This window comes from Dietzia sp. HMSC21D01 (assembly GCF_001815995.1).
GTDB classification, from domain to species: Bacteria; Actinomycetota; Actinomycetes; order Mycobacteriales; family Mycobacteriaceae; genus Dietzia; species Dietzia cinnamea.
Genome location: NZ_KV823809.1, coordinates 1 through 21968, shown reverse-complemented (window position 1 = coordinate 21968; position 21968 = coordinate 1). Strand labels below are relative to the sequence as shown.

The 21968-nt window shown below is 71.2% G+C and carries 20 protein-coding genes and 1 pseudogene; 11 read left to right on the top strand and 10 right to left on the bottom strand.

From position 1 onward, the window contains the following. The first annotated feature begins 121 nt into the window (after nucleotides 1-121). Nucleotides 122-1354: a pyridoxal phosphate-dependent aminotransferase gene (locus tag HMPREF3086_RS04510; RefSeq protein WP_070720387.1), complete on the top strand. Its 1233-nt coding sequence runs from the start codon at nucleotides 122-124 to the stop codon at nucleotides 1352-1354. A gap of 180 nt (nucleotides 1355-1534) precedes the next feature. Here HMPREF3086_RS04510 and HMPREF3086_RS04505 read toward each other — a convergent pair whose 3' ends face one another. Both HMPREF3086_RS04505 and HMPREF3086_RS04500 read right to left on the bottom strand, forming a co-directional pair. Then, nucleotides 1535-2803 carry an alpha/beta hydrolase gene (locus tag HMPREF3086_RS04505; RefSeq protein WP_070720378.1) on the bottom strand — a complete coding sequence of 423 codons (1269 nt, stop codon included), beginning with the start codon at nucleotides 2801-2803 and terminating at the stop codon, nucleotides 1535-1537. Nucleotides 2804-2884: 81 nt separating this feature from the next. Then, the gene (locus HMPREF3086_RS04500; RefSeq protein ID WP_061916176.1) at nucleotides 2885-3379 is read right to left on the bottom strand and encodes a glutathione peroxidase; all 495 of its coding nucleotides are present in this window, start codon (nucleotides 3377-3379) and stop codon (nucleotides 2885-2887) included. Between the two features lie 148 nt (nucleotides 3380-3527). Here HMPREF3086_RS04500 and HMPREF3086_RS04495 point away from each other — a divergent pair. Further along, a pseudogene (locus tag HMPREF3086_RS04495) lies at nucleotides 3528-4131 on the top strand (dihydrofolate reductase family protein). Here the strand turns inward: HMPREF3086_RS04495 and HMPREF3086_RS04490 are convergent. Then, complete coding sequence (locus tag HMPREF3086_RS04490) at nucleotides 4098-5483, bottom strand: MFS transporter (RefSeq protein ID WP_070720376.1); 1386 nt, start codon at nucleotides 5481-5483, stop codon at nucleotides 4098-4100. The pseudogene HMPREF3086_RS04495 and the gene HMPREF3086_RS04490 overlap by 34 nt on opposite strands. 173 nt (nucleotides 5484-5656) lie before the next feature. Continuing rightward, nucleotides 5657-5998: a transglycosylase family protein gene (locus HMPREF3086_RS04485; protein ID WP_070720374.1), complete on the bottom strand. Its 342-nt coding sequence runs from the start codon at nucleotides 5996-5998 to the stop codon at nucleotides 5657-5659. Nucleotides 5999-6285: 287 nt separating this feature from the next. Here HMPREF3086_RS04485 and HMPREF3086_RS04480 point away from each other — a divergent pair, with 287 nt between their 5' ends. Beyond that, nucleotides 6286-6495, top strand: a complete 210-nt coding sequence (locus tag HMPREF3086_RS04480; protein ID WP_007628932.1) for a hypervirulence associated TUDOR domain-containing protein — start codon at nucleotides 6286-6288, stop codon at nucleotides 6493-6495. Between the two features lie 169 nt (nucleotides 6496-6664). On the opposite strand, the gene HMPREF3086_RS04475 is transcribed toward HMPREF3086_RS04480, so the two are convergent. Next, nucleotides 6665-7129 (bottom strand): SRPBCC family protein, encoded by a 465-nt coding sequence (locus HMPREF3086_RS04475; protein WP_070720372.1) that lies wholly within the window; start codon nucleotides 7127-7129, stop codon nucleotides 6665-6667. A gap of 199 nt (nucleotides 7130-7328) precedes the next feature. On the opposite strand from HMPREF3086_RS04475, the gene HMPREF3086_RS04470 reads away from it, so the two are divergent. From HMPREF3086_RS04470 to HMPREF3086_RS04460, 3 genes are read left to right on the top strand one after another with little or no spacing between them, the layout of a single operon-like run. Then, nucleotides 7329-8396 (top strand): ABC transporter substrate-binding protein, encoded by a 1068-nt coding sequence (locus tag HMPREF3086_RS04470; RefSeq protein WP_371441651.1) that lies wholly within the window; start codon nucleotides 7329-7331, stop codon nucleotides 8394-8396. Next, nucleotides 8397-10025, top strand: a complete 1629-nt coding sequence (locus HMPREF3086_RS04465) for an ABC transporter permease (protein ID WP_070720367.1) — start codon at nucleotides 8397-8399, stop codon at nucleotides 10023-10025. It begins immediately after the preceding gene. Further along, a complete protein-coding gene (locus HMPREF3086_RS04460; RefSeq protein WP_070720365.1) occupies nucleotides 10018-11085 on the top strand; it encodes an ABC transporter ATP-binding protein in 1068 nt (355 codons plus the stop codon). Before HMPREF3086_RS04465 ends, HMPREF3086_RS04460 begins: the two co-directional genes overlap by 8 nt. Before the next feature lie 85 nt (nucleotides 11086-11170). On the opposite strand, the gene HMPREF3086_RS04455 is transcribed toward HMPREF3086_RS04460, so the two are convergent. Together HMPREF3086_RS04455 and HMPREF3086_RS04450 are read right to left on the bottom strand one after the other, a co-directional pair. Further along, nucleotides 11171-12004, bottom strand: coding sequence for an SDR family NAD(P)-dependent oxidoreductase (locus tag HMPREF3086_RS04455; RefSeq protein ID WP_239550657.1), 834 nt, complete (start codon nucleotides 12002-12004; stop codon nucleotides 11171-11173). Beyond that, nucleotides 12001-13566: a flavin-containing monooxygenase gene (locus HMPREF3086_RS04450; RefSeq protein ID WP_070720362.1), complete on the bottom strand. Its 1566-nt coding sequence runs from the start codon at nucleotides 13564-13566 to the stop codon at nucleotides 12001-12003. Before HMPREF3086_RS04450 ends, HMPREF3086_RS04455 begins: the two co-directional genes overlap by 4 nt. Nucleotides 13567-13656: 90 nt before the next feature. Between HMPREF3086_RS04450 and HMPREF3086_RS04445 the strand changes: the two genes are divergently transcribed. The 4 genes from HMPREF3086_RS04445 to HMPREF3086_RS04430 all read left to right on the top strand — a co-directional run bounded on the left by HMPREF3086_RS04445 (nucleotide 13657) and on the right by HMPREF3086_RS04430 (nucleotide 18144). Next, nucleotides 13657-14685 (top strand): AraC family transcriptional regulator, encoded by a 1029-nt coding sequence (locus tag HMPREF3086_RS04445; protein ID WP_070720360.1) that lies wholly within the window; start codon nucleotides 13657-13659, stop codon nucleotides 14683-14685. Continuing rightward, the gene (locus HMPREF3086_RS04440) at nucleotides 14682-15335 is read left to right on the top strand and encodes a TetR/AcrR family transcriptional regulator (RefSeq protein WP_083324299.1); all 654 of its coding nucleotides are present in this window, start codon (nucleotides 14682-14684) and stop codon (nucleotides 15333-15335) included. The genes HMPREF3086_RS04445 and HMPREF3086_RS04440 overlap by 4 nt, the downstream gene beginning before the upstream one ends. A gap of 163 nt (nucleotides 15336-15498) precedes the next feature. After that, on the top strand, nucleotides 15499-16488 hold the full coding sequence (locus HMPREF3086_RS04435; RefSeq protein WP_070720358.1) for an AurF N-oxygenase family protein: 990 nt from the start codon (nucleotides 15499-15501) through the stop codon (nucleotides 16486-16488). 30 nt (nucleotides 16489-16518) lie between these two features. Continuing rightward, nucleotides 16519-18144 carry an FAD-dependent oxidoreductase gene (locus HMPREF3086_RS04430; RefSeq protein ID WP_083324298.1) on the top strand — a complete coding sequence of 542 codons (1626 nt, stop codon included), beginning with the start codon at nucleotides 16519-16521 and terminating at the stop codon, nucleotides 18142-18144. Nucleotides 18145-18204: 60 nt separating this feature from the next. Here HMPREF3086_RS04430 and HMPREF3086_RS04425 read toward each other — a convergent pair whose 3' ends face one another. Together HMPREF3086_RS04425 and HMPREF3086_RS04420 are read right to left on the bottom strand one after the other, a co-directional pair. Continuing rightward, complete coding sequence (locus HMPREF3086_RS04425) at nucleotides 18205-18501, bottom strand: hypothetical protein (RefSeq protein WP_070720357.1); 297 nt, start codon at nucleotides 18499-18501, stop codon at nucleotides 18205-18207. Between the two features lie 168 nt (nucleotides 18502-18669). Further along, nucleotides 18670-20115 (bottom strand): protein adenylyltransferase SelO, encoded by a 1446-nt coding sequence (locus HMPREF3086_RS04420; protein WP_070720354.1) that lies wholly within the window; start codon nucleotides 20113-20115, stop codon nucleotides 18670-18672. Nucleotides 20116-20472: 357 nt separating this feature from the next. Here HMPREF3086_RS04420 and HMPREF3086_RS04415 point away from each other — a divergent pair, with 357 nt between their 5' ends. Beyond that, complete coding sequence (locus HMPREF3086_RS04415) at nucleotides 20473-21423, top strand: dihydrodipicolinate synthase family protein (protein ID WP_246830904.1); 951 nt, start codon at nucleotides 20473-20475, stop codon at nucleotides 21421-21423. A gap of 173 nt (nucleotides 21424-21596) precedes the next feature. Here HMPREF3086_RS04415 and HMPREF3086_RS04410 read toward each other — a convergent pair whose 3' ends face one another. Beyond that, entirely contained in the window at nucleotides 21597-21854 is a 258-nt protein-coding gene (locus HMPREF3086_RS04410; RefSeq protein ID WP_007629212.1) for an HPr family phosphocarrier protein, read from the bottom strand. Nucleotides 21855-21968: the final 114 nt, after the last annotated feature.

The following is a 21968-nucleotide window of genomic DNA, read 5'->3' as shown; positions in this document are numbered from 1 at the left end:
GGGCAGGGTCGGCGGGGCGGGACATGCGCCTCAGCGTAGGCGAGGCGGGCGAGAAGTGGTCCCGCGAGAATGCGCGAAGTGGATCTTCTGCCCACGCCACTTACGGGCTGGAATGGGGGCCATGCAGACCTACCGCCAATCCCGCCGACTCCGCGACGTCCGGTACGACGTGCGCGGCCCCATCCTCACCGAGGCGATGCGCCTCGAGGCCGAGGGGCACGATGTGCTCCGGCTCAACCTCGGAAACATGCGCCCGTTCGGTCTGGACGCCCGGCCCGAGCTGGTGGACGCCGTCGCGCGGAGCCTCGAGGACGGGCAGGCGTACTCCGACTCGCGCGGTATCCCGGCGGCCCGCGAAGCCGTCGCGGACTACTACCGCCGCTGCGGCGTCCGCGGGGTCTCGCCGGCGGACGTGTTCTGCGGAAACGGGGTCAGCGAACTCATCACCCTCGTCCTGCAGGCGATGGTCGACCCCGGCGACGAGATCCTCGTCCCCGCACCCGACTACCCCACCTGGACCGGGGCGGTGAACCTCACCGGCGGGGTGCCCGTGCACTACCTCGCCGACGAGGCGAACGGCTGGAACCCGTCGCTGGCGGACATCGAATCGAAGATCACCCCGCGCACCACCGCGCTGGTGATGATCAACCCGAACAACCCGACCGGCGCGGTGTACAGCGAGGACACCGTTCGCGGCATGGCCGACATCGCGCGTCGGCACGGGTTGGTGCTGCTGTCCGACGAGATCTACGAGAAGCTTGTGTTCGGCGACGCCGTGCACCACCACGCCGCGCTCGCGGCCGGCGACGACGTGCTGTGTCTGACCTTCGGGGGCCTGTCCAAGGCGTACCGGGTCTGCGGGTACCGGGCCGGCTGGGTGGTGGCCACCGGGCCGCTCGACCGGGCCACCGACCTGCTCGAGGGGCTGACGCTGCTGTCCAACATGCGGGTCTGCCCCGGCGTTCCGGGGCAGTATGCGATCCCCGTCGCCCTGGCCGAGGACTCCCCGTGGGGCCCGGAGGTCGTGGACCCCGACGGCCGGATCGAGCGGCAGCTGGCCCTCACCGCGGAGCGGCTCAACGCGATCCCCGGTGTGAGCTGCGTGGCGCCGCGCGGAGCGTTGTACTGCTTCCCGCGGATCGACCGGGAGATGTACGGGATCGACGACGACGAGGAGTTCGTTCTCGACCTGTTGCGCTCGGAACACGTCCTCGTGACACACGGCACGGGCTTCAACTGGCCGGACCCCGATCACTTCCGGATCGTCTGCCTGCCCGAGGCGGGTGTGCTGGACCGCGCGATCGACGCCATCGCCCGACATCTGGAGAGCCGGCTGATGGTCGCGGTGTCGTGAGGGGCCGGGTTCAGCGCCACCCACCGCCGCGGCCGCACGGCCCCGCCCTCATCGAGAAGACAGTTCAGCACGTATCGGCCGAGAGGCGGTGTGCGGAACTGTCTTCTCGATGGGTTACATGCGCGGGGTTACGCGCCCGGGGTTACACGCCCGGGGTTACACGCGCGCGGAAGCGGTCGGTCAGGAACCGGACGAGCCCGACGAGCCCGACGACCCGGCCGAGCCCACGGAACCGGAGGTTCCCGGGGTCCCCGTTCCGGACTCGACATCGCCGCCGTACAGGGCGGGCTTGATGTGGTCCCAGCCGGAGTCGAAGTTCTTGAGGAAGTTCGGCCAGTTGTGCAGGCCCGTGTCGGAGAAGTCCACTCTGTGCTCGACGCCGGCGCGATCGAGGGCCTTCTCGAACGCCTTGGAGTTCTCGTACACGCCCTTCTCCAGCACCAGGCCGATGAGCAGGCTCTGGTAGTTCGCGCCGTACTGCTCGAGGTCGGCCTCACCGATCTCGGCGTTGCCGGCCGAGAAGTAGACGGCCTTGCCGCGCAGGCCCTCCGGGTGGGAGATGGTGTCATTCTCTGCCCACCGCTTGCTGCGGTGCGGGCCCCACATGTTCTCGACATCGCCGCCGCGGGTCTCCACGCTCAGACGCACGGTCTGGTATCCGAGCTGGTCCATGGTGGAGTAGAAGCCGCTGAAGGACATCACGGCGTCGTAGACGTCGGGGTGCGTCGCCGCGAGGTGCATGGCCGCCTGGCCGCCCATGGAGATGCCGCCGACGGCCGCCTTGCCGTTCGTGTTGAGGCGCTTGTCGACGATCGCCGGGAGCTCCTCGGTGAGGAACGTCTCCCACTTGTTGTGGCCGAGCGTCGGGTCCGTCTCCTCCCAGTCGGTGTAGTACGACGCGTAGGCGCCCGCCGGGTTCACCACGTGCACGTTCTCGTCTCTGAGACGGTCGGCGATCTCCGCCTGGTGAGCCCACCCGGTGCTGGTGATCGGCGCCCCGACCCCGTCGAGCATGTAGAGGACCGGCGCGGCGCCCTCACCACGCGACGGGACGACCTCGACGGTGATCTCGCGCTGCATGGCCTTCGAGGCGACGGTCCAGTACTCGTAGGCCCGCGCGTTGCCCGCCTCGTCCTTCCGGTACCGCTCGATGCCGCGGAACTCGGTCTTCGTGATCGAGGGGTCGACCGGGGTCGGCGTCCCCACCTTCTCGGTCGATCCCGCGTCGAGCGGGATGTCGGCAGAGCCGACCGAGCCGATGAGTCCGGCGGTGGAGCCGAGCGGCACCGAGCCGACGGCGTCGATGATCGACTCGAGATCGTCCTGGCCGAGCGTGGAGGGATCGATACTCGCGGTCTGGGCGAGAGCGGGAGAGGCCGACCCGATGGTCAGCGCGACGGCGAGTGCGCCGGCTGTGACAGCGGCGACGCGACGGAGTCCGGAAGACATGTGGCTCCAAAGAGTGATGAGAAGTGTCTGAGGAACCTTAATCCCGACTGAGTTCGGGGTGTTAACCGCGCACCGCTCCGTTCACCCCCGCAGTGCGTCGGCTACGGCGTCTCGCAGGTCCTCGGGCTTGCGGGCGGGCCCGAACCGGTCGATCACCCGACCGGTTCGGCCAACGAGGAACTTGGTGAAGTTCCACTTGATCCGCCCGCCCAACACACCGGACTTCTCGGACTTCAGCCAGTCGTAGAGCGGGTGCGCGCCCGACCCGTTGACCTCGATCTTGGAGAACAGCGGGAACTCCACGCCGAAGTTGCGCTCGCAGAACGCGCCGATCTCCTCGTCCGTGCCCGGCTCCTGGTGCGCGAACTGGTCACACGGGAACCCCAGTACCACGAAGCCGCGGTCGCGGAACTCCTCGAAGAGCGCCTGCAGCCCCTTGTACTGCGGCGTGAACCCGCACTTGCTCGCGGTGTTGACCACCAGGACGACCTGCCCCAGGTAGTCGGACAGGTCCTTCTCGCTCCCGTCCAGCAGGCTGGCTTCGAAGTCCGCGAGGGTGGTCTGGTCGTCGGGCATGAGAACTCCTCGTCGTCGTACTCGTCGTCGTACACGCCGCTGTCATACGGGACCGGCGGCACCGCGGTGACACCCGCCGCTGCCATTGTCACTGTTCCCAGGCCGCACGTGCGGGCGTACTCTGGCACACCCGTGTGAGGAGGCCGCCGTGAGCCAGCTGATCTACACCGCGTTCGTCTCGCTCGACGGCGTGGTCGAGGCCCCCCGGCGGCGAGCCCGGGTACCGCAACACCGGCTGGACGTTCGCGGTGGACTTCCTCGAGGAGGCGTACGGCCTCAAGGCCCGCGAGCAGGACGAGGCCGGCTCGATGCTGCTCGGCCGCGTCAGCTACCAGGCGTTCTCCGCCGTGTGGCCGCAGATGGTCGACGAGTTCCCGAAGTACAACGCCATGCCGAAGTACGTCGTGTCGACGTACGTCGTGTCGACGACCCTCGCCGAGGGCGACCTGGTGGAGGGATGGGGGACGACGACGATCTTGCGCGACCTCGACGAGGTGGCGGCCCTGAAGCAGGCGGAGGGCGCGCCGATCCTCGTGCACGGATCGGCGACGCTGGCCCGGAACCTGTCCGACGCGGGCCTCATCGACCGCTACCACCTGTTGGTGTTCCCGTGGATCCTCGGCGCCGGCAAACGCATGTGGAGTGACATCGACAAGCCGCGGCAGAAGCTCGAGCTGGTCGAGAGCGAGGCCTACGGCAACGGCGTGCAGAAGCTCATCTACGACGTGGTCGGGTTCGACCCCGAGGCCTGAGCGCCGCGCGAGACCTCGGGCATCGAGATCGCCGACGCCGCCCCGATGAGGCCGAGAACCGCCAGGAACACCAGCGCCCAGTCCACGCTCACCGCCGCCAGCGCCGAGCTGACGCCTCCCACCACGAGCAGGATGACGCCCATCATCGTGTTGCCGACCGCGACGTACGCGGTGCGGGTGTCGCCCTCCGCCACGTCGACCACGTAGGTCTTGCGGCCCACGCGGACGCCCGAGTGCAGCAGTGTGAGCAGGAAGTACGCGCCGACGAACACCGCGGCGCCGAGCAGTGAACCGCCGTCGAAGCCCGGGATCGACTCGATCAGCACCAGGGCCACCGCCACGATCGACGCCGCCGTCGCCGCGCCCGCCATGAGCAGGCGAGAAGACCGGTCGGCCATCCGGCCGAAGATGCGCCCGCCGATCAGCGACGCCACGCCGGAGGCGAGGATGAAGCCGCCGAGTCCGGCCAGCGCGCCCGTTCCGGAGGCGATCGACATCGTCACGATGAACGGCGGGCTCAGCGACGACACCAGCAGCAGACCGCGCACGGAGATGAACTTCCGGAACGTGGCGTCCTCGCGGAAGAGCCGCGCCGCGTCCGCGAACCAGGAGGGCGACGACTCGCCGGGCGCGGGATCGTCCGCCCCGGATTCCGGTTCGTCGGTGTCGCGGGCCTCGCCGGCCGGCTCGCGCACCCGCGCGTACACCGACGCCGACAGCGCCCACAGCAGCGCGCCAGCGGCCAGCAGGATCGCCAGCGCGGTGTGGCCGAGATCCTCGCCGCCCAGCAACCGGATGAGCACGCCGAGGGTGATGGCGACCAGCCCGGCCGCCGATGTCGCCAGACCGACGATCTGCCCGCGCTCCCCTGACGGGATGGTGCGACCCTGGACGTCCTTCGACGCGATCGAACACAGGCAGCGGCCCAGTGAGAACACCACGAGCGCGGCCAGGACGCCCACGCCGGCGGCGGTCCCCCGGCCCAGCGCGGCGATCACGGCCATCACCGCCACCGACGCAGCCTGCACGGCCGCGCCGGTGACGAAGACCCACTTTCGGCGGCGCACCCGCACCACGAGCGGGGTGAGGAACGCCTGAGGCAGCATCGACCCTGATTCGCGGATCGGCACCAGCAGGCCCACGAAGGCCGCCGGCACGCCGAGGACGTGGAACAGCCACGGCAGCACCGTGGAGGCGTTGACGGTCTGGTCCCCCGACGACTGCAGTGTGTTGGCGGCGACGAGGCGCAGGCCATTGCGCGGAAGGTCGCGTCGGACGGGCTCGGGGAGTTCCTGTTCCGCGTCGTCGGAGCGGGTGACGAGACGGGAGTAGACACGATCGGCGGTGGTCACCGTTCAGAAGACTAGCCGCCTCCGCCGTCTCGCACTCCGCCACCCGCCCGATCCGGGCCGCCGGTGTAGAGACGCGAGACCGGCGCCGGAGGATCACCCCGGCTAGACGGAAGACCGGCGCCGGAGGATCGCCCCGACGCCGGTCATGCGCATATCCGTGTGTGGCGCTCGGATCAGGCGAGCGGCCCACCACAGTTCGGCCAGGCGCCCGCGCCCTGACCGGCGAGCACCCGCTCGCCGATGTCGATCTGCTGTTCACGCGTGGCCTGGTCGGCCGTCGCGGCGTACTCGCCGCCGCCGTACCCGCTCCACGTCTGGGCGGAGAACTGCAGGCCTCCGTAGTAGCCGTTGCCGGTGTTGATCTGCCAGTTGCCGCCGGACTCACACTGGGCCACCTGGTCCCAGGCGCTGGCCGGAGCGGCGTTGGCAGCCGGGGTGGCGAGTGAGACGCCGGCCGCGGCCACGCCTCCCGCGAACATCGCACCGGTCAGGGTTCGAACAAGCTTCTTCTGCATCCCTCGTGACCTCCTGAAGGTCTCGTGTCGTGCTCTACGACTGGTCCGTCTGCTTCTGGTTTGTCTGCTTCGACGTCGTTTGTCGGACGGCCGCCGACACTACGAAGAGGCGGGAGGGGCCCCGCAACCCCCGGAGCGGGATCCGGGGCCCGGCCGACCGGTGCACGGGACGACCGCTGACGTGCGGGCGTGCAGGTCACGGCGCAGGTCCGGCAGATCCGACGGCGGGCGGGATCGAGTGCGTGAGATGGCTCACCTTGTCGTCGTCCGGCCCCCATACTGGCGTCATGAGCGACTTCAAGAAGGGCGACCATGTCGAGTGGAACTCCGAGGCCGGGATGGTGCGCGGAGTGATCCGCGATGTCCACACCGAGGACGTCGAGTTCAAGGGGCGCATGCGGAGGTGCAGCAAGGACGAGCCGCAGTACGAGATCGAGAGCGACAAGACCGGCCACATGGCCATGCACAAGGGCTCGGCGCTGAAGAAGATCGACTAGGGCGGGCGGAGCCGGAGGCGAAGACGGGGTCCGATAGTTGCGCGGCGGGGGCAGGCGCGGCGATCCGCCCCTCCGAATGCGATCCGCCCCCGGGGTTCCGGGGGCGGATCGAGATCCGAGGAGCGGATCGTTGGTCGGGCAGGGGGGCGAGCCGGGGTGGGCGGCTCGCTCAGCCGGCGACGGCCGCGGCGAGATTGCCCAGCGAGTCCTCGAGCTGCTTCTCCGACACCAGCGGGAACGACACCGTCTTGAGCAGGTCCTTGTCGGTGACCTTGGACCAGTCGTAGGTGTGGCGGACCAGCGTGGAGTCCGGGCCCTGGGCCTCGAGCTCCCAGACCCACTCCCAGCCCTTGGGCTCGGTGCCCGCGGGCGCGGTCTGCCAGGCCAGCAGCTTGTCCTTGGCGTAACCGGTGACGTGGTTCTCGGTGCGGTACTCGCCGCCCATGTGCTCGCCCTCCATGTCCATGGCGAACACGTCACCGACCTGCTGGATGCGGTCGGTCTTGTAGTCGCCGCGCACGAAGCCCGAGCCGTCCAGGCGGGCATGGTTCTCCGGGTTGGACAGGAATTCGAAGATCTCAGCCGCCGAGTGGTCGATCACGCGCTCGACGGTGATGGCGTTGGAATCAGTCATGACTCCACCGTGCCCGCCGCGGCGCCGGTTCGCATCCGGTCAGCGCTCGGCGCCGGTTCAGCGCTCGGTGCCGGTGCGCATCCGGCCAATGCGCGGCGCCGGTTCGCATCCGGTCAGCGCTCGACGCCGAATTCACCGTGGGTTCACCCCGTACTCCCGAGCCGGACCGACGAGGGTGCCAGGATGGAGTGTCCGATTCATGGTGCAGATAGGAAGTGGTCGCGTGTCGCGGTCTGTTGGTCGTCGAGCGGTACTGGCGTCGGTGGCGGTTTTCGCCGCCGGGGCCCTCGGGCTCGCGGGGTGTTCCGAGCCCGCCGCCCCCGGATCCGGTGAGGACACCACGTCCTCGGAGGCCTCCGGCGAGGTGACCCTCTACACCTCGGAGCCACAGGCCAAGATCGACCAGATCATCGCCGCGTTCAACGAGGAGCAGCCGGACATCGAGGTGAAGGTCTTCCGCGCCGGCACCGGCGACCTCAAGGCGCGCATCGAGGCCGAGAAGACCACCGGCGGGGTCGCCGCGGACATCCTGCTCGCCGCCGACGTGCCCACCTTCGAGGACTACAAGGACCAGGACCTCTTCCAGGAGTTCGAGCCCAGCGAGGCCGACGCCCTGTCCGACGTGGCGATCGACCCCGACGGGTTCTACGTCGGCACCCGCATCATCCCCACCGTGATCGCCTACAACACCGACGAGATCACCGAGCCGCCGACCTCGTGGGCCGAGCTCACCGAGCCCGGGTACGCCGACCGGATCATCCTGCCCAACCCGGACGTCTCCGGCGCGGCCGCCTTCAACGCCGCGGCGTGGAGCCTGCACCCGGACCTGGGCGAGGAGTGGATCGAACAGCTCGGCGCCAACAACCCGCAGGTCGCGGAGTCCAACGGGCCCGTCTCGCAGGCCGTCGCCGAGGGCTCCCGGCCCGTCGGGATCGTGGTGGACTACCTCGTCCGCGATCTCGCCGCCCAGGGCTCGCCCATCGCCGTGAGCTATCCCGATGAGGGCGTCCCCTACATCACCCAGCCCGGTGCCGTGTTCGCCGACGCGCCCAACCCCGAGGCCGCCAAGCTCTTCCTCGACTTCCTCGTCTCCAAGAAGGGTCAGGAGCTCGCCGTCGACCAGAACTACCTTCCGGTGCGCGAGGACGCCGGAAGCCCCGAGGGCGCCCCCGCGCTGGCCGACATCTCGCTCTTCGACCAGGACCTCGAGGCGATCGCCGCCTCCCGCGACGACGCCGTGGCCGCCTTCAACGCGGCCGTCAGGTAGGTGACGCTCCCTCTCAGGCTGGCCCTGTGGGCGTCCCTCGCGGGCGTCATGGTGCTGCCCCTGGCCCTGGTCGTCTCGCTGGGGCTGGGGGCCAACCACCTTCCCGAACTCATCGACCAGGGTCTGCTCACGGCCACCGCCAACAGCCTCGTCAGCTCCCTGCTCTCGGCGGTCGGGGCCGTCATCATCGGCACGCTGATGGCGTTCGGCCTCGACCGCACCGACCTGCCTGGCCGCGGGGCGCTGCGCCTGCTGCTGCTCACGCCACTGTTCATCCCGCCCTTCATCGGCGCCATCGCCTGGAGCGGACTGCTCACCGACGGCGGACTCCTCGACCGACTGATCGGGTTCGCGCCCTGGAACTTCTACGGCGGGCCCGGCGTCATCTTCCTGCTCACCCTGCACGCCTACCCCATGGCGTACTTCGTCGTCGCGGCCGCACTGCGACGCATCCCCGCAGAGCTCGAGGAGGCCTCCCGCCTCTCCGGTGCCCGCCCGACGCGTACCCATCTCGACGTCACCCTGCCCCTCATCCGTCCCGCCATGGCAGCGGCGTTCACCCTGACCTTCGTCAGCGGGATCGGTGACTTCGGCATCCCCGTGATCGTGGGTCTGCCCGCCGGGTACGAGACGCTGTCGACGATGGTCTACCGGTTCCTCGAATCCGGATCCGTGGCCTCACCACTGCAGACCGTCTCCCAGATCGGGGTGGTGTTGCTTCTGATCGGTGTCCTGGGCACGCTGCTCGACCGGCAGGTCACCAAGGGGGCGGTCGAGTTCGGCGGCACCGGACGGACCGCCGCGCCCCAGACCCTCGGCCAATCCCGGCTGCCCCTGGCGGTGATCGCGTGGACCGTCAGCGTCCTCGTCACCCTCGCCCCGCTCGTCGGCCTGGCGGTCCGGGCCCTCCTCCCCGCACCGGGCGTGCCCCTCACCCTGGAGACCGCGACCCTGGACAACTTCCGGCGGGCGCTGACCGCCTCCACCACGATCGACGGCGTCACCAACTCCGTCGTCCTCGCGCTCGGAGCGGCGCTCATCTGCGGCGTCCTCGGACTGCTCGTCGGACTGTTCACCACCCGCCTGGCCGGACGCGACCGCGAACCGCTCCTCATGTCCGTCCTGCTGCCGCAGGCCGTCCCCGGCCTCGTCATCGCCACGGGGTGGCTCATCCTCGGCCGCTACACCGGACTGTTCAACACCCGCTGGGTCATCCTCGGCGCGTACGTCACCGCCTTCACCGCGATCGTGGTCCAGACCGTCCGCGGCCCACTGGCGGGTATCCACTCGTCGATGGAGGAGGCCGCCCGGATCGGCGGGGCGACCGCGCTGCGTTCGCGGATCGACACGAGCGTGCGCATGGCCCTACCCGCCGCCGGGATCGGCTCGGTCATGGTCGCCGTGACCGCGGTGCGGGAACTCACGCTCTCCGTCCTGCTGGTCGCCCCGGGCACACAGACGCTCGGCGTGGTGATCTTCCAGTACCAGCGGGCCGGGGACTACAACGCCTCCTCCGCCCTGTCCGTGGTGCTCATGGCGGTGGGCCTGCTCGTCCTGGCCGCCTTCGGCGCCCGCTACACCCGACCCGGCACCGGGTCCGACGCCGCATCCGGGAGGATCCGTGCCTGAACTCGACGCCCGCGGCGTCAGCGTCCGCTTCGGCGAGACCGTCGCCCTCGAGAACCTCGATGTCCACGTGGACTCCGGGCGGATCCTCGCCCTCGTGGGCCCGTCCGGTTCCGGCAAGTCCACCTTCCTCCGCGCCGTCGCCGGGTTCGAACGCCCCTCGGCGGGCACGATCCGGGTCGGCGACCGCACCCTCGTCGGCGACGGGATACACCTCCCGCCCGAGGAACGCGGGCTCGGCATGGTCTTCCAGCACCACGCCGTGTGGCCCCACCTCAGCGTGGCGGACAACGTCGCCTACCCGCTGCGCCGTGCGAAGGTGCCGGCCGCACGCCGACGCGCGCTCGTCGCCGAGGCGCTCGAGACCGTCGAGTTGGGCGAACTCGCCCGGCGCCGGCCCGACACCCTGTCCGGTGGACAGCGTCAGCGGGTCTCGCTCGCCCGGGCCATCGTCGCGCGACCGGGCGTCCTGCTACTTGACGAGGCCCTCTCCGCGCTCGACGAGCCGCTGCGCGCCTCACTCCGCCTGGTCCTGCGCCGGCTCGCCGCCGAACACGGCCTCACGATGGTCCACGTCACCCACGATCGGGGCGAGGCCCTCGCCCTCGGCGACGAGGTCGCCGTCCTGCACCGGGGAAGACTCGTGCAGTGCGACGTGCCCGACCGGTTGGACGCCGCGCCGAACAGCGCCTTCGTCGCCGGGTTCCTGCACGACGCCACTCTCGTCGACGGGACGGTCGACGGCGACGGCTTCCGCTCCGACGACGGGGGCATCACGATCGGTGCCGACGTCCTCACCGGGCCCGCCGGCACGGTGACGGGTCCCGCCACCCTCGCCCTGCTCCCCGGCGGACTCGACCTCGCCACCCCCGACGTGGCGGAGGGTCGCATCGGCGCCGAGTTCATCACCTCCCTCTACGGTCGTAGCGGGAGAACCGTCATCTGCCGCCGCGGCGACACCGAGCTGAGGATTCTCACCCCCGCCGGGACCGCGGCGCCCGGCCGGGTCGGCGAAGCCGTGGGCGTCGACGTCCGGCGCGGCTTCGTCTACCCGCGGGACTGACCGGGGCGCGGGCGGGGCCACCGCCGCGCCCGCACCCGCCTCTCTAGCCACCGCCGGGCGAGCTGGCGCCTGCCGGAGGGGTTCATCAGCCCGTGCGCGCCACCACCCGGCCGATAATGCGCGTCGAGCCGAGGAACGGCACGCGGAAGAAGCGCTTCGAGTACCAGAAAATAGTGGCCAGGGCGTCGGGCGTGACGACCACCCGGCGGGCCTCGACGCCGCGCACCGACCGTCGCGCGATGATCTCCGACGTCAGCGGCGTCCTCGTGAGCAGCCTCCTCGCCATCTCGTCCGCCTTCGGGTCGTCGCCGGAGAGCGACTCCGCCAGACCCGACCGGAAGAACAGCGGGCAGATCACCGACGTGGAGACCCCGCGCGGCCGCAGCTCGGCGTCGAGGGTCTCCCCCAGCGCGACCGCGGCGGCCTTGGTCGCGTTGTAGGCCCCCATCTTGGGCGCATGGACCAGACCCGCCGCCGAGGCGGTGATGACCAGCCGGCCGCCGCGTCCGAGCTTCGGCGCGAGCGCGCGACAACCCCGCACGACGCCGAGCAGGTTGATGTCCACGATCCGCCGCCACGACTCCATGGACGTGGTATCCAGGGACCCGCCGACCGCGATTCCGGCGTTGTTGACGAAGATGTCCAGTGAGTCGACGTCCTCGGCGGCGGCCGCCCAGTCGGCGTCGGACGTGACGTCCAGACGGCGGTACGACCACCGCCCGGGCAGCCCCCGTACCGCCGCGGGCGGATCGGCGTGGACGTCGGTGAGGATCACCTCGTCGCCGAGCTCCAGATACTCCCGGGCCAGCGCCAGGCCCAGCCCCGAGGCCGCCCCGGTGATGAGCACGCGCCTGCCCGGACCGTCGGAGGCGGCCCGCCCGGACCGTCCGGCGCTCCGGCGCGGAAGGAAACGGGTCATGATCGCGCCACCTCGTCGTCGTCGCTCATCTCGGTCACCTCACGCACGGCGACACCACCGGCGCCCGGCGCGCGGCGGGCGCCGGTCAGGACCACGTCCTGACCGAACGCCATCTCCCGGCGCTGGTCACCGAAGGCGAGCTCGGGGATCTCGACCAGGAAGTTCTGCACGTAGCGCCACGGCCGCGAGGCGCCCTGCTTGGGGAACAGGTGACCGTCACGCCGGATGTAGCCGGCGTCGAAGTCCAGCAGGAGTTGATCGGCCGGGCCGTCGGGCAGTCGCGGCGCGTAGACCTCCTCGCCGGACCCCCACAGGCGGACCATGTAGCGCGAGACCAGGTCCGCGCGCAGGGTCCACGACGAGTTGATGTAGCCCACCGTGAAACTGACGTTGGGCACGCCCGCCAGCATCATGCCGCGGTACGTGGCCAGCGACGGGACGTCGAGCGGCTCGCCGTCGATGCTCAGCGTGCCGCCCCCGAAGACCTGCAGCCGCAGGCCCGTCGCGGTGATGATGACGTCCGCGTCGACGTGCTCGCCCGTGGTGAGGCGGATGCCGCTCTCGGTGAACCGGTCGATGTGCCCGGTCACCACCCGCGCGGCGCCACGGCGCATGACGCGGAAGATGTCACCGTCCGGGGCCTTGCACACGCGCTGGTCCCACGGCCGGTACGGCGGCGTGAAATGCCGGTCGATCTCCTCCGCCGGCAGGTAGCGTCGCTGCATCGCCCGCAGCGCCGCCTTGAACAACCACGGCAGGCGCTGCGCGATCACGAACTGCGCGGTGTCGCGCGCGCCGTGGTTGAGCCGCGCCACCCGGTGGCCCCACGGCGCCGGCAGCAACCGCCTCCACACCGCGCTGATGACGTCTTTCTCCGGCAGCGGGCCGATGTAGCTCGGGGTGCGCTGCAGCATCGTCACGTCAGCGCCGAGCTCCGCCAGCGCCGGGACCAGCGTCACCGCGGTAGCGCCCGAGCCGATCACCACGAACCGTCGGCCGGCGTAGTCGAGGTCCTCCGGCCACTGCTGCGGGTGGATGATCTGCCCGCGGAAGTCCTCCTCGCCGGGGAACTCCGGGCGGAAACCCTCGGAGTGCGAGTAGTAGCCGGAGCCGAAGTGCACGCGGCGGGCCCACACGATACGCTCGCCGTCGGCATTCCGGCAGGTCACCCGGTACAGCTGCACGTCGCTCCGCCAGTCGGCGTCCGCGACCCACGAGCCCAGGTGGAGACGGTCGAGCGCGCCGGCCTCGCGGGCGGTGTCGCGGATGTACTCCTTGATGTCCTCGCCGTTTCCGAGCGTCGAGTCGTGGGGCCAGGGCCGGAAGGGGAAGCCGAAGGTCGCCATGTCCGAGTCCGAGCGGATGCCCGGGTAGCGGAAGGTGTGCCAGGTCCCGCCGAGGTCGTCGTGGACGTCGTGGATCTCCCAGCGCCAGTCCGGGAATGCGCGGTGGACGTGGTGGGCCAGGTCTATGCCCGACATCCCCGCCCCGACGATGAGCAGGTCCAGCGGGTCGGCGGGCTCGGTGCCCGGCCCGTCCGAGAGGTGGGTGCTACCAGTCATGACCCGAACCGTAACCGCGCGCGGTGACCGATGGTTTCCGTAATGCGCCAACAAGTTGCTCTTTCGCGCCACGTCGCCCAGAGTTCTCCCATGGCGTTCATCCGATCCGCAGGACTGCGGGGCGTCCGCGCCGTCGTGGCCGGGCTCGGCGGCGACGCCGACGACCTCGCGCGGCGATCCGGCCTGCCCCACGGCGCCCTGGACAGCGACGAGATGCTGGTCGAGGACCTGGCGATCGCACTCCTGCTGGAGACCGCGGCCGTCGAACTCCAATGCCCCGACCTCGGGCTGCGCGTGGCCGAACACCAGGACCTCGACATGCTCGGACCCGTCGCGATGGTCGTGAAGAACGCGCGCACCACCACCGCGGCGCTCGAGATGACCTCCAAGTACCTGTTCTTCCACTCGAGGTCGATAGAGATCACCGTCGTCCCCGATCCGCGCGGTGAGCCGGACGTGGTGGGCGTGCGGTTCGGCTACCGGGACCCCGCCCAGCTCATCCCGCCCCAGGCCGTCGACCTCGTGCTGCTCTTCCTGCACCGGGCCATGCGCACCGTGCTCGGCGGCGACTACGGGCTGCTCTCCGTCGAGCTACCGGGCCCGCTCAACACCGATGCCGCACAGTACGAGGCGCTCTTCGGCGCGCCGGTCAAGCCGTCGACCCCCTCCGCGGTACTGCGCGTGCCGTCCGCGCTCCTGGGCCGGGAGATCTCGGGCGGCGACGACGTCGTGCAACAGCTGGCGCTGCGGTACCTCGAGCAGCACGTGCCCACCGACCGCCGGACCCTGACCGACCGGACCCGCGCGGCGCTCCACCAGTCCCTCGACGCCGGCGCCTCGTCCCTCGCGCGGATCGCCGGGTTGTTGTCCATGTCTCCCCGCTCGTTGCAGCGCGGCCTGGCGGGCGAGGGCACGAGCTTCTCCGCGGTCCGCGACGAGGTCCGACGTGAGGTCGCCACGCGGCTGCTCACCACCACGGAGATCCCGCTGTACCAGATCGCCTCGGCCCTGGACCTCGGCGACGCCACCACCTTCAGCCAGTACGCGCGCCGGTGGTGGGGCATGACCGCGCGCGAGGTGCGGCACGGCCGCAGCTGGGTGGGACAATCGACCCCATGAGCGAGAACCCGCCGTCCGACCCCCTGGCGATGCTCCGTTCCGGACGCGGGCTGCCGGACGCCGCCGAGGTCGACGACCCGATCCGCGAACAGCTCCTCGACGCGGCCGCTGCGCAGTTCGAGAGCGTCGGGATCGCCCGGTCGACGATGAACGACATCACCCGGCGGGCGGGCCTGGCACGGATGACCCTGTACCGGCGATTCGCCAACAAGCAGGAACTCGTGGAGGCGACGCTCCTGCGCGAGGCATCGTGGTTCCTGGCGGACCTGCAGCGGGAGCTCGAGGCGCACGACTCCATCGAGGACAAACTCACCGAGGGCTTCTCGTTCACGGTGCAGACGCTTCGCGACCACGACCTGCTCAACCGCCTCCTCGAGACCGAGCCCGAGGCGACCGTTCCCCACTTCACCGTCCAGGGCGCGCCGCTCATCACCGCCGCCGCACACTTCCTCGCCGCGGAGATAAGCCGCGCCGCACCCGAGCCGCGAAGCGACGAGGAGGTGCTGGTCGTGGCCGAACTGACGGCCCGGCTGGTCGTCTCCTTCGTCCTCACGCCGTCGACGACCATCGACCTCGACGACCCCGCCGTCGCGCGGTCCTTCGCCCGGAACCACCTGGGCCCCCTCCTCGGCGCGTATCCGCAGCGCTGACCCGCGCGGTGCGCGCCGGCAGAGCTGACACCCCTCATGACTGCTTGACGAATTGCCCCTCTGTGTCTAGCGTCAGAGACGAATAGATCGCGGATGTCTCTCTGTCCCATCCGCTTGATTCCAAGCCTCCCGACCCGCCGGGTCGGTGACCGGAAGGAAGATCATGTCCGCAGCCGCACCCGCCCCCACGGCGAGCACAGACGAGTACGAGGACACGCTCCGCCGCCTGTCGCACGCCTCCGTGCACCGCAGCTTCGACCCGTTCAAGGACATCGCCTGGGACCACCCGGACTTCTCCGTCGACCCCACGGACGAGCGCTGGGTCCTGCCCGCCGGGCTCGATCCGCTCGGTGGTCACCCCTGGTACAAGTCCCAGCCGCTGGAGAAGCAGATCGAGATCGGGCTGTGGCGTCAGGCCAACATCATGAAGGTGGGCCTGCAGTTCGAGAACATCCTCATACGCGGGATCATGCAGTACGTCTTCAAGGCCGAGAACGGCTCCGCGGAGTTCCGGTATCTCACCCACGAGGCCACCGAGGAATGCCACCACACGCAGATGTTCCAGCAGGGTGTCAACCAGATCGGGGCGGACGTCCCGGGCATGCCGCGCTGGCTGCGGCGACTCTCACCGCTCCTCCCGCTGGCCGCCGGTCGCTTCCCGGTCGCCTTCTTCATCGCCGTACTGGCCGGCGAGGAGCCGATCGACCACACTCAGAAGCAGGTCCTGCGCAACTCGGACTCGCTGCCGCCGGTGCTGTCGCGGATCATGGAGATCCACATCGCCGAGGAGGCGCGCCACATCTCGTTCGCGCACACCTACGTCGCGCGCAACGCCCCCAAGCTGTCCCGATGGGACGCGTACCTCGTCTCCCTGGCGTTCCCGGTGATCATGCGGGTGCTGTGCGACGCGATCCTCAAGCCGACCCGCGAGTTCCGGGAAACCTTCGACATCCCAGAAGAGGTCGTCCGCGAACTGTACTGGGATAACCCAGAGTCGCGGCGGTTCCTGTCCGACCTCTTCGGTGACGTCCGGATGCTGGCCGAGCAGTCGGGACTGATGAACCGGACGTCCCGCCGGCTGTGGAAGGCCCTGAAGATCGACGGACGACCCTCGCGGTACCGCGGCGAGCCGTCCGTGGCGTTCCGCGACTGACCACACCCCCTCCCGGACAGGCACCAACCCATGCCCCACGTCATCACCCAGGCCTGCTGCGCGGACGCGTCGTGCGTCCACGCCTGCCCGGTCAACTGCATCCATCCGACGCCCGACGAGCCGGATTTCGCCACGGCGGAGATGCTCTACATCGACCCGGTGTCCTGCGTGGACTGCGGGGCGTGCGTGGGGGCGTGCCCGGTCGGGGCGATCGTGCCGCACACCGAGCTGGCCCCGGAGCAGCACGACTTCCTGCAGATCAACGCCGAACTGACCGGCGACGACCGCCCTTCCAGGCCGCAGGCGCGCGTCCCCACACTCGTGCGCCTCGGCCCCACGCGCGCGACCGTGCGGGTGGCCGTGGTGGGCGCCGGTCCGGCGGCACTGTACGCCGCCGACGAACTGCTCCGCCAGCCCGGGGTGGAGGTGACGGTATTCGAACGACTGCCCGTGCCGCACGGCCTGGCCCGGCACGGGGTGGCACCCGACCACACCAGTACGCGCGCGGTGGCCGACCTGTTCCGGGCCATCGAGGACCAGCCCGGGTTCGGGTACCGACTCGGGGTGCACGTCGGCGAGGACGTCACGGCCGCGGAACTGGCGGCCCATCATCACGCGGTCGTCTACGCGACCGGCGCCGGCACGGACCGGCCACTCGACATCCCCGGCACCGATCTGCCCGGGAGCACGTCGGCCACGGAAGTGGTGGCCTGGTACAACGACCACCCCGACCACGCGGACGTCCACGTCCCGCTGGACCACGAGCGCGCGGTGATCGTCGGCAACGGCAACGTGGCCCTCGACGTCGCGCGCATCTTCGCCACCGACCCGGAGCGGCTCGCCGACACCTCCATCGCCCGCCACGCCCTGGAGGCGCTGCGAAACAGCCGGGTCCGCGAGGTCGTGGTGCTCGGCCGCCGCGGCCCGGAGCACGCCGCGTTCACGCTGCCCGAGCTGGTCGGACTCGCCGCGCGGGACGACATCGACCTGCGGGTCGACGCCCCTGACGGCATCGACCCCGACGCCGCGACCACCCGCCAGGGCCGGCTGAAGGCGGAGTACCTGGCCCACATCGCGGCCCGCTCCGCCGGAGAATCCGTGCCCGCGGACGGCCCGGACGGCCCCTACGGCACCACCGCCGCCCGCGACACCGGGCGCCGCCGGATCGTCCTGCGGTTCCAGACCGCGCCGGTCGAGATCGTGGGTACGGAGCGTGCCGAGGGCCTGCGCGTGGTGCGCACCGACCTCGTCGGCGGCGAGACGGGCCGGGTCCGCGCCGTGCCCCGGCCCGGTTCGGAGGAGACCATCCCGGCGGGTCTCGTGCTGGGTTCGGTCGGCTACCGCGGGGTCGAGGTGCCGGGCGTGCCGTTCGACCCGGACACCGCGACGATCCCCAGCCGCGAGGGCCGCGTCCTCGACGCGGTAGGCGGCAGCGTCGTCCCCGGCCTGTACGTCGTGGGCTGGATCAAGCGCGGCCCGCGCGGGTTCCTCGGCTCCAACAAGACGTGCGCGCGGGAGACCGTGAACTCACTTCTCGCCGACGCCAACGGGGGGCTGCTCCCCACGCCCCGGTCCGCGTCGGCGTTCGAGGACCTGCTCGGCGCCGCGGGCCGGAACCGGCCGTTCGCTACGCCATCCCGGACGCGCACTCTCTGAGCATCGGCCGCGCGCCGTGGGAACAGCCGGCCCCCCGAACCGGGGCCGTGGCCGGCGACGTCACCGGAGTGGCCGCCGCTCTCGCGGCCACATGCCTCGACGCGGTCGACGATGGCCGCGCCGAGCCGCGTCAGCGGGGACGCCCCGCAGAAGGCAGTCCGGGAGCACGCCGCTCAGCGGGTCCCCCGGCACGTACACCCAGTGGGTGCGGTCGGGGATGGGGCCGCGCCGAGGTTCGGCCACGCCCTGCCAGCCGGGGTCCGGGGTGCCGTCGAGCCAGCGGTCACGCGGCCGGTAAGGGTCGCCGATCATCCCGACGGCCACCACGCGGTCGAGGTCTTCCGGGTGGGCGTCCATCCAGTCGTAGATGATGCGCGTGCCGCTGCAGACCCGATGAGCAGCCGCCGTCGCTGTCCGCGATGAATATCCGCACTGTATGACCCCCAGGGTGCCCACCGGCGCTCCAGGCAGGGCCACTAAGTAAATGTTTCCTGTCAAGACGCCTGTACGGGGATGAGATTCGGCTCAGGTTCCGCAGTAGGTGACGTGCTTCGCGGCGTCCGGAGGGGCCGGTTGTGCGTAGCGCTCGCGCCCCGGGCGCTCGGTGTAGGGATCGGTGACGACGACGAGGAGTTCCTCGAACGGTCCCATGTCCCCTGCCGTGGCCGCGTCGAGGGCCTCTTCGACGAGGTGGTTGCGCGGGATGTACAGCGGATTGGCACGAGCCATCGATCCCTGGTCGGGTCCGAGGGCCCGCCACCTCGAGAGCCAGCCCTCCGCCAAGGTGCCGACGTGCTCTCGGACCGGCGCGCTGTCCCCGGCCGCGGCCGCACCGAGGGCGCGGAAGAAGCCGGTGTGGTCGGGCCGGGTGGCGTTGAGGAGCCGGGACAGCTCCTCGATCAGGTCGTCCGCCTCGGCGTCCGGGACCTCGGCCGACAGCCCCAGCTTGTCCCGCATCCCGGCCGTCCACGCCTGCTGGTACCGCTCCGGGAAGGTGTTGAGGACCTCCGTGAGCAGGCGGACCGCCTCCTCCGTGTCCGGATCGACGAGCGGCACGAGGGTCTCGGCGAAGCGGGCGAGGTTCCACTGCAGCACCGGCGGCTGGTTGGCGTAGGCGTAGCGCCCGCCGGTGTCGATCGAGCTGAACACGGTCGCCGGGTCGAAGGTGTCCATGAACGCGCACGGCCCGTAGTCGATGGTCTCGCCGGAGATGGTCGTGTTGTCGGTGTTCATGACGCCGTGGATGAACCCGAGCAGCATCCAGCGGGCCACGAGGTCGGCCTGGGCGCCGACGACGGAGGTGAACAGCTCCAGGTAGGGGTTCTCCGCGTCCGCGGCGTGCGGGTGGTGCCGGGCGATGGCGTGATCGGCCAGCCGACGCAGCAGCTCGCCGTCGTCGGTCGACCGTGCGAACTGGAACGTCCCCACCCTCAGGTGACTCGCCGCGACGCGCGCCAGCACCGCGCCGGGCAGCGGCGTCTCGCGGTACACGGTGGTGCCCGTGGCCACCACGGCGAGCGCGCGGGTGGTGGGCACGCCGAGGGCGTGCATCGCCTCGCTGATGAGGTACTCGCGCAGCATGGGGCCGACCGCGGCCAGGCCGTCGCCACCGCGTGCGAAGGGGGTCCTGCCCGAGCCCTTGAGGTGCAGGTCGCGGCCGTCGGGCAGCTCGCCGAGCAGCAGCGCGCGCCCGTCGCCCAGCCGCGGCGAGTACCCGCCGAACTGGTGGCCCGCGTAGGCCTGGGCGACCGGCGTGGCGCCGTCCGGCACGTGGTTGCCCGTGAGCAGGCGCACCCCTTCCTCACCGCGCAGGTACTCCGGGTCCAGACCCAGCTCGGCGGCCAGCGGCTCGTTGAGTGCGAGGAGGCGCGGATCCGACGCCTCGGCCGCCTTCCACGGCACCCCGAGCTCGGGGAACTCGGTGGCGTACCGGGAACCGAGGGAGACGGGCGATGCTGCCTGCGGGGTCATACCCCGACGGTACGTCCGTGTGCGGTTTCGCGTCAGGCCAGAAGTACTGGGAGCCGCCGTCGATGGCTGAGCGGGACCGAGCTCGGCGGCGACGGACCCCACACACGCCGGGCTCCCCGAGCACGCCGGCCCGCTCGCCGACGCCGCCCGTCACGACGTCACCTGTCGACTGCTGCCCGGAAACCCTGCCGTCGGGCGCCGCCACCAGGGGATCAACACGTCCCGCGACCCTCTAGAGTCAGGTCACCACATCGACGAAGGAGGCCCGGCATGGGACCTGCTCGGTGCGCTCAACCAGACCGTCGCCGAGTGCTGCGACGAGGTGCACCCGGTGGTGTGCGGACGGGTGCTGAGGCTGTGACCGCCGACCGGGCCGGGGCGGCGCGCGCGGCCGCGGAGGCGGTCGGCGCGGGCGTGACCACCGGCCTGAGCGCGTTCCCCCTCACCCCGCTGCGCGACGACCGTGTCGACGAGCACGCATACGCGGGGATCGTCGAGCGGCTGGCGCGCGCCGGGATCGACTCGATCGGCGCCCTGGGCTCGACCGGCTCGTACGCCTACCTCGACCGGGCCGAGCGGCGCCGCGTGGCCGAGCTGACCGTTCGGCACGCGGGCGGAACCCCGGTGATCGTCGGCATCAGCGCGCTGCGCACCTCCCACGCGCGGGCGCTCGCCCACGACGCGCAGGCGGCCGGCGCCGCCGCGGTCATGCTCGCCCCCATGAGCTACCAGCCGCTCACCGCCGACGACGTGGTGGGCTTGCACACCGACGTCGCGACCGAGCTGTCCGTCCCGATGGTGGTCTACGACAACCCCGGCACCACCCGCTTCGACTTCACGCCCGAGCTCTACGCTCGTCTGACTGAGCTTCCCGCGGTCGCGTCGATCAAGATCCCACCGCCCCCGCCCGCCGCCGAGGCCGCGCGCGAGCACATCGCGCGGCTCCGGGCGGCCGTCCCCGCGCGCGTCGGGTTGGGGGTCTCCGGCGATCCCTCGGCCGCCGCGGCGCTCCTCGGTGGCTGCGACTGCTGGTACTCCGTCCTCGCCGGCACGCTGCCCGACCCTGCCCTCGAGATCGCCCGCGCGGCGCTGGCGGGCGACAGCGGGGAGGCCTCCGCCGAGTCGGACCGGCTCGCCCCACTGTGGGACCTGTTCGCCCGGCACGGGAGCCTGCGGGTGGTGGCAGCCGTCGCCGAACTGCTCCGCCTCGCTCCGGACGCCTGCCTGCCCCGTCCGCTCCTGGGTCTGCGGGGACGTGACCGGGCCGAGGTGGAGACCGTCCTGACAGCGCTGTCGCTCGCGAAATAACAACAGGTTCACCCCGGCGGGCTCATACTTGAGCCGTCCCCTCGCAGGAGGTCGCCTGGGTCCGGCGCCGGGCCCTCGTCCTCATCGAGAAGACGGTTTCGCACGTCGCCTCTCGGGCGATACGGGCGGAACCGTCTTCTCGACGGTGAGCGCCGGGCGGGCGCAGCGCCGACTCAGTCGGCGTCGAGGTCTTGCTCGATGAGGGCGGCGATTTCGGCCACGGCGTCGGCGTCGTCGCCGCTCACCGTGACCTCGGCGCCCTTCTCCGCACCGAGTGCCATGATGAGCATCGCCGAGGCGGCGTCGGCCTCCTCGCCGTCGAAGGTGATCTCGATGTCCGTGTCGTACTTCTCGGCGGCCTCGGCGATGATGCCGGCCGGGCGGGCGTGCAGGCCCTCGGCCGATCCGACGATGACGGTGGTGCTGGCCATGGTGTCTCCTCCTTGGGGTGGGTGGCGGGGGCGCGGGGTCGGGCCTTGCCGCCATCGTGCAGGGTGGGCGGTCAGGCCGCGACCGGCTCGGCCGCGGCGGCCGGCGCCACGGCC

Excerpts from the sequence above, each read along its gene's own strand:
- HMPREF3086_RS04470 (WP_371441651.1), top strand. The coding sequence starts at position 7,329 with ATGGTGCAGATAGGAAGTGGTCGCGTGTCGCGGTCTGTTGGTCGTCGA.
- HMPREF3086_RS04485 (WP_070720374.1), bottom strand. The coding sequence starts at position 5,998 with ATGCAGAAGAAGCTTGTTCGAACCCTGACCGGTGCGATGTTCGCGGGA.
- HMPREF3086_RS04500 (WP_061916176.1), bottom strand. The coding sequence starts at position 3,379 with ATGCCCGACGACCAGACCACCCTCGCGGACTTCGAAGCCAGCCTGCTG.
- HMPREF3086_RS04505 (WP_070720378.1), bottom strand. The coding sequence starts at position 2,803 with ATGTCTTCCGGACTCCGTCGCGTCGCCGCTGTCACAGCCGGCGCACTC.
- HMPREF3086_RS04420 (WP_070720354.1), bottom strand. The coding sequence starts at position 20,115 with ATGACCCCGCAGGCAGCATCGCCCGTCTCCCTCGGTTCCCGGTACGCC.
- HMPREF3086_RS04455 (WP_239550657.1), bottom strand. The coding sequence starts at position 12,004 with ATGACCCGTTTCCTTCCGCGCCGGAGCGCCGGACGGTCCGGGCGGGCC.
- HMPREF3086_RS04510 (WP_070720387.1), top strand. The coding sequence starts at position 122 with ATGCAGACCTACCGCCAATCCCGCCGACTCCGCGACGTCCGGTACGAC.
- HMPREF3086_RS04440 (WP_083324299.1), top strand. The coding sequence starts at position 14,682 with ATGAGCGAGAACCCGCCGTCCGACCCCCTGGCGATGCTCCGTTCCGGA.
- HMPREF3086_RS04425 (WP_070720357.1), bottom strand. The coding sequence starts at position 18,501 with ATGGACGCCCACCCGGAAGACCTCGACCGCGTGGTGGCCGTCGGGATG.
- HMPREF3086_RS04475 (WP_070720372.1), bottom strand. The coding sequence starts at position 7,129 with ATGACTGATTCCAACGCCATCACCGTCGAGCGCGTGATCGACCACTCG.
- HMPREF3086_RS04445 (WP_070720360.1), top strand. The coding sequence starts at position 13,657 with ATGGCGTTCATCCGATCCGCAGGACTGCGGGGCGTCCGCGCCGTCGTG.
- HMPREF3086_RS04480 (WP_007628932.1), top strand. The coding sequence starts at position 6,286 with ATGAGCGACTTCAAGAAGGGCGACCATGTCGAGTGGAACTCCGAGGCC.
- HMPREF3086_RS04450 (WP_070720362.1), bottom strand. The coding sequence starts at position 13,566 with ATGACTGGTAGCACCCACCTCTCGGACGGGCCGGGCACCGAGCCCGCC.
- HMPREF3086_RS04410 (WP_007629212.1), bottom strand. The coding sequence starts at position 21,854 with ATGGCCAGCACCACCGTCATCGTCGGATCGGCCGAGGGCCTGCACGCC.
- HMPREF3086_RS04435 (WP_070720358.1), top strand. The coding sequence starts at position 15,499 with ATGTCCGCAGCCGCACCCGCCCCCACGGCGAGCACAGACGAGTACGAG.
- HMPREF3086_RS04430 (WP_083324298.1), top strand. The coding sequence starts at position 16,519 with ATGCCCCACGTCATCACCCAGGCCTGCTGCGCGGACGCGTCGTGCGTC.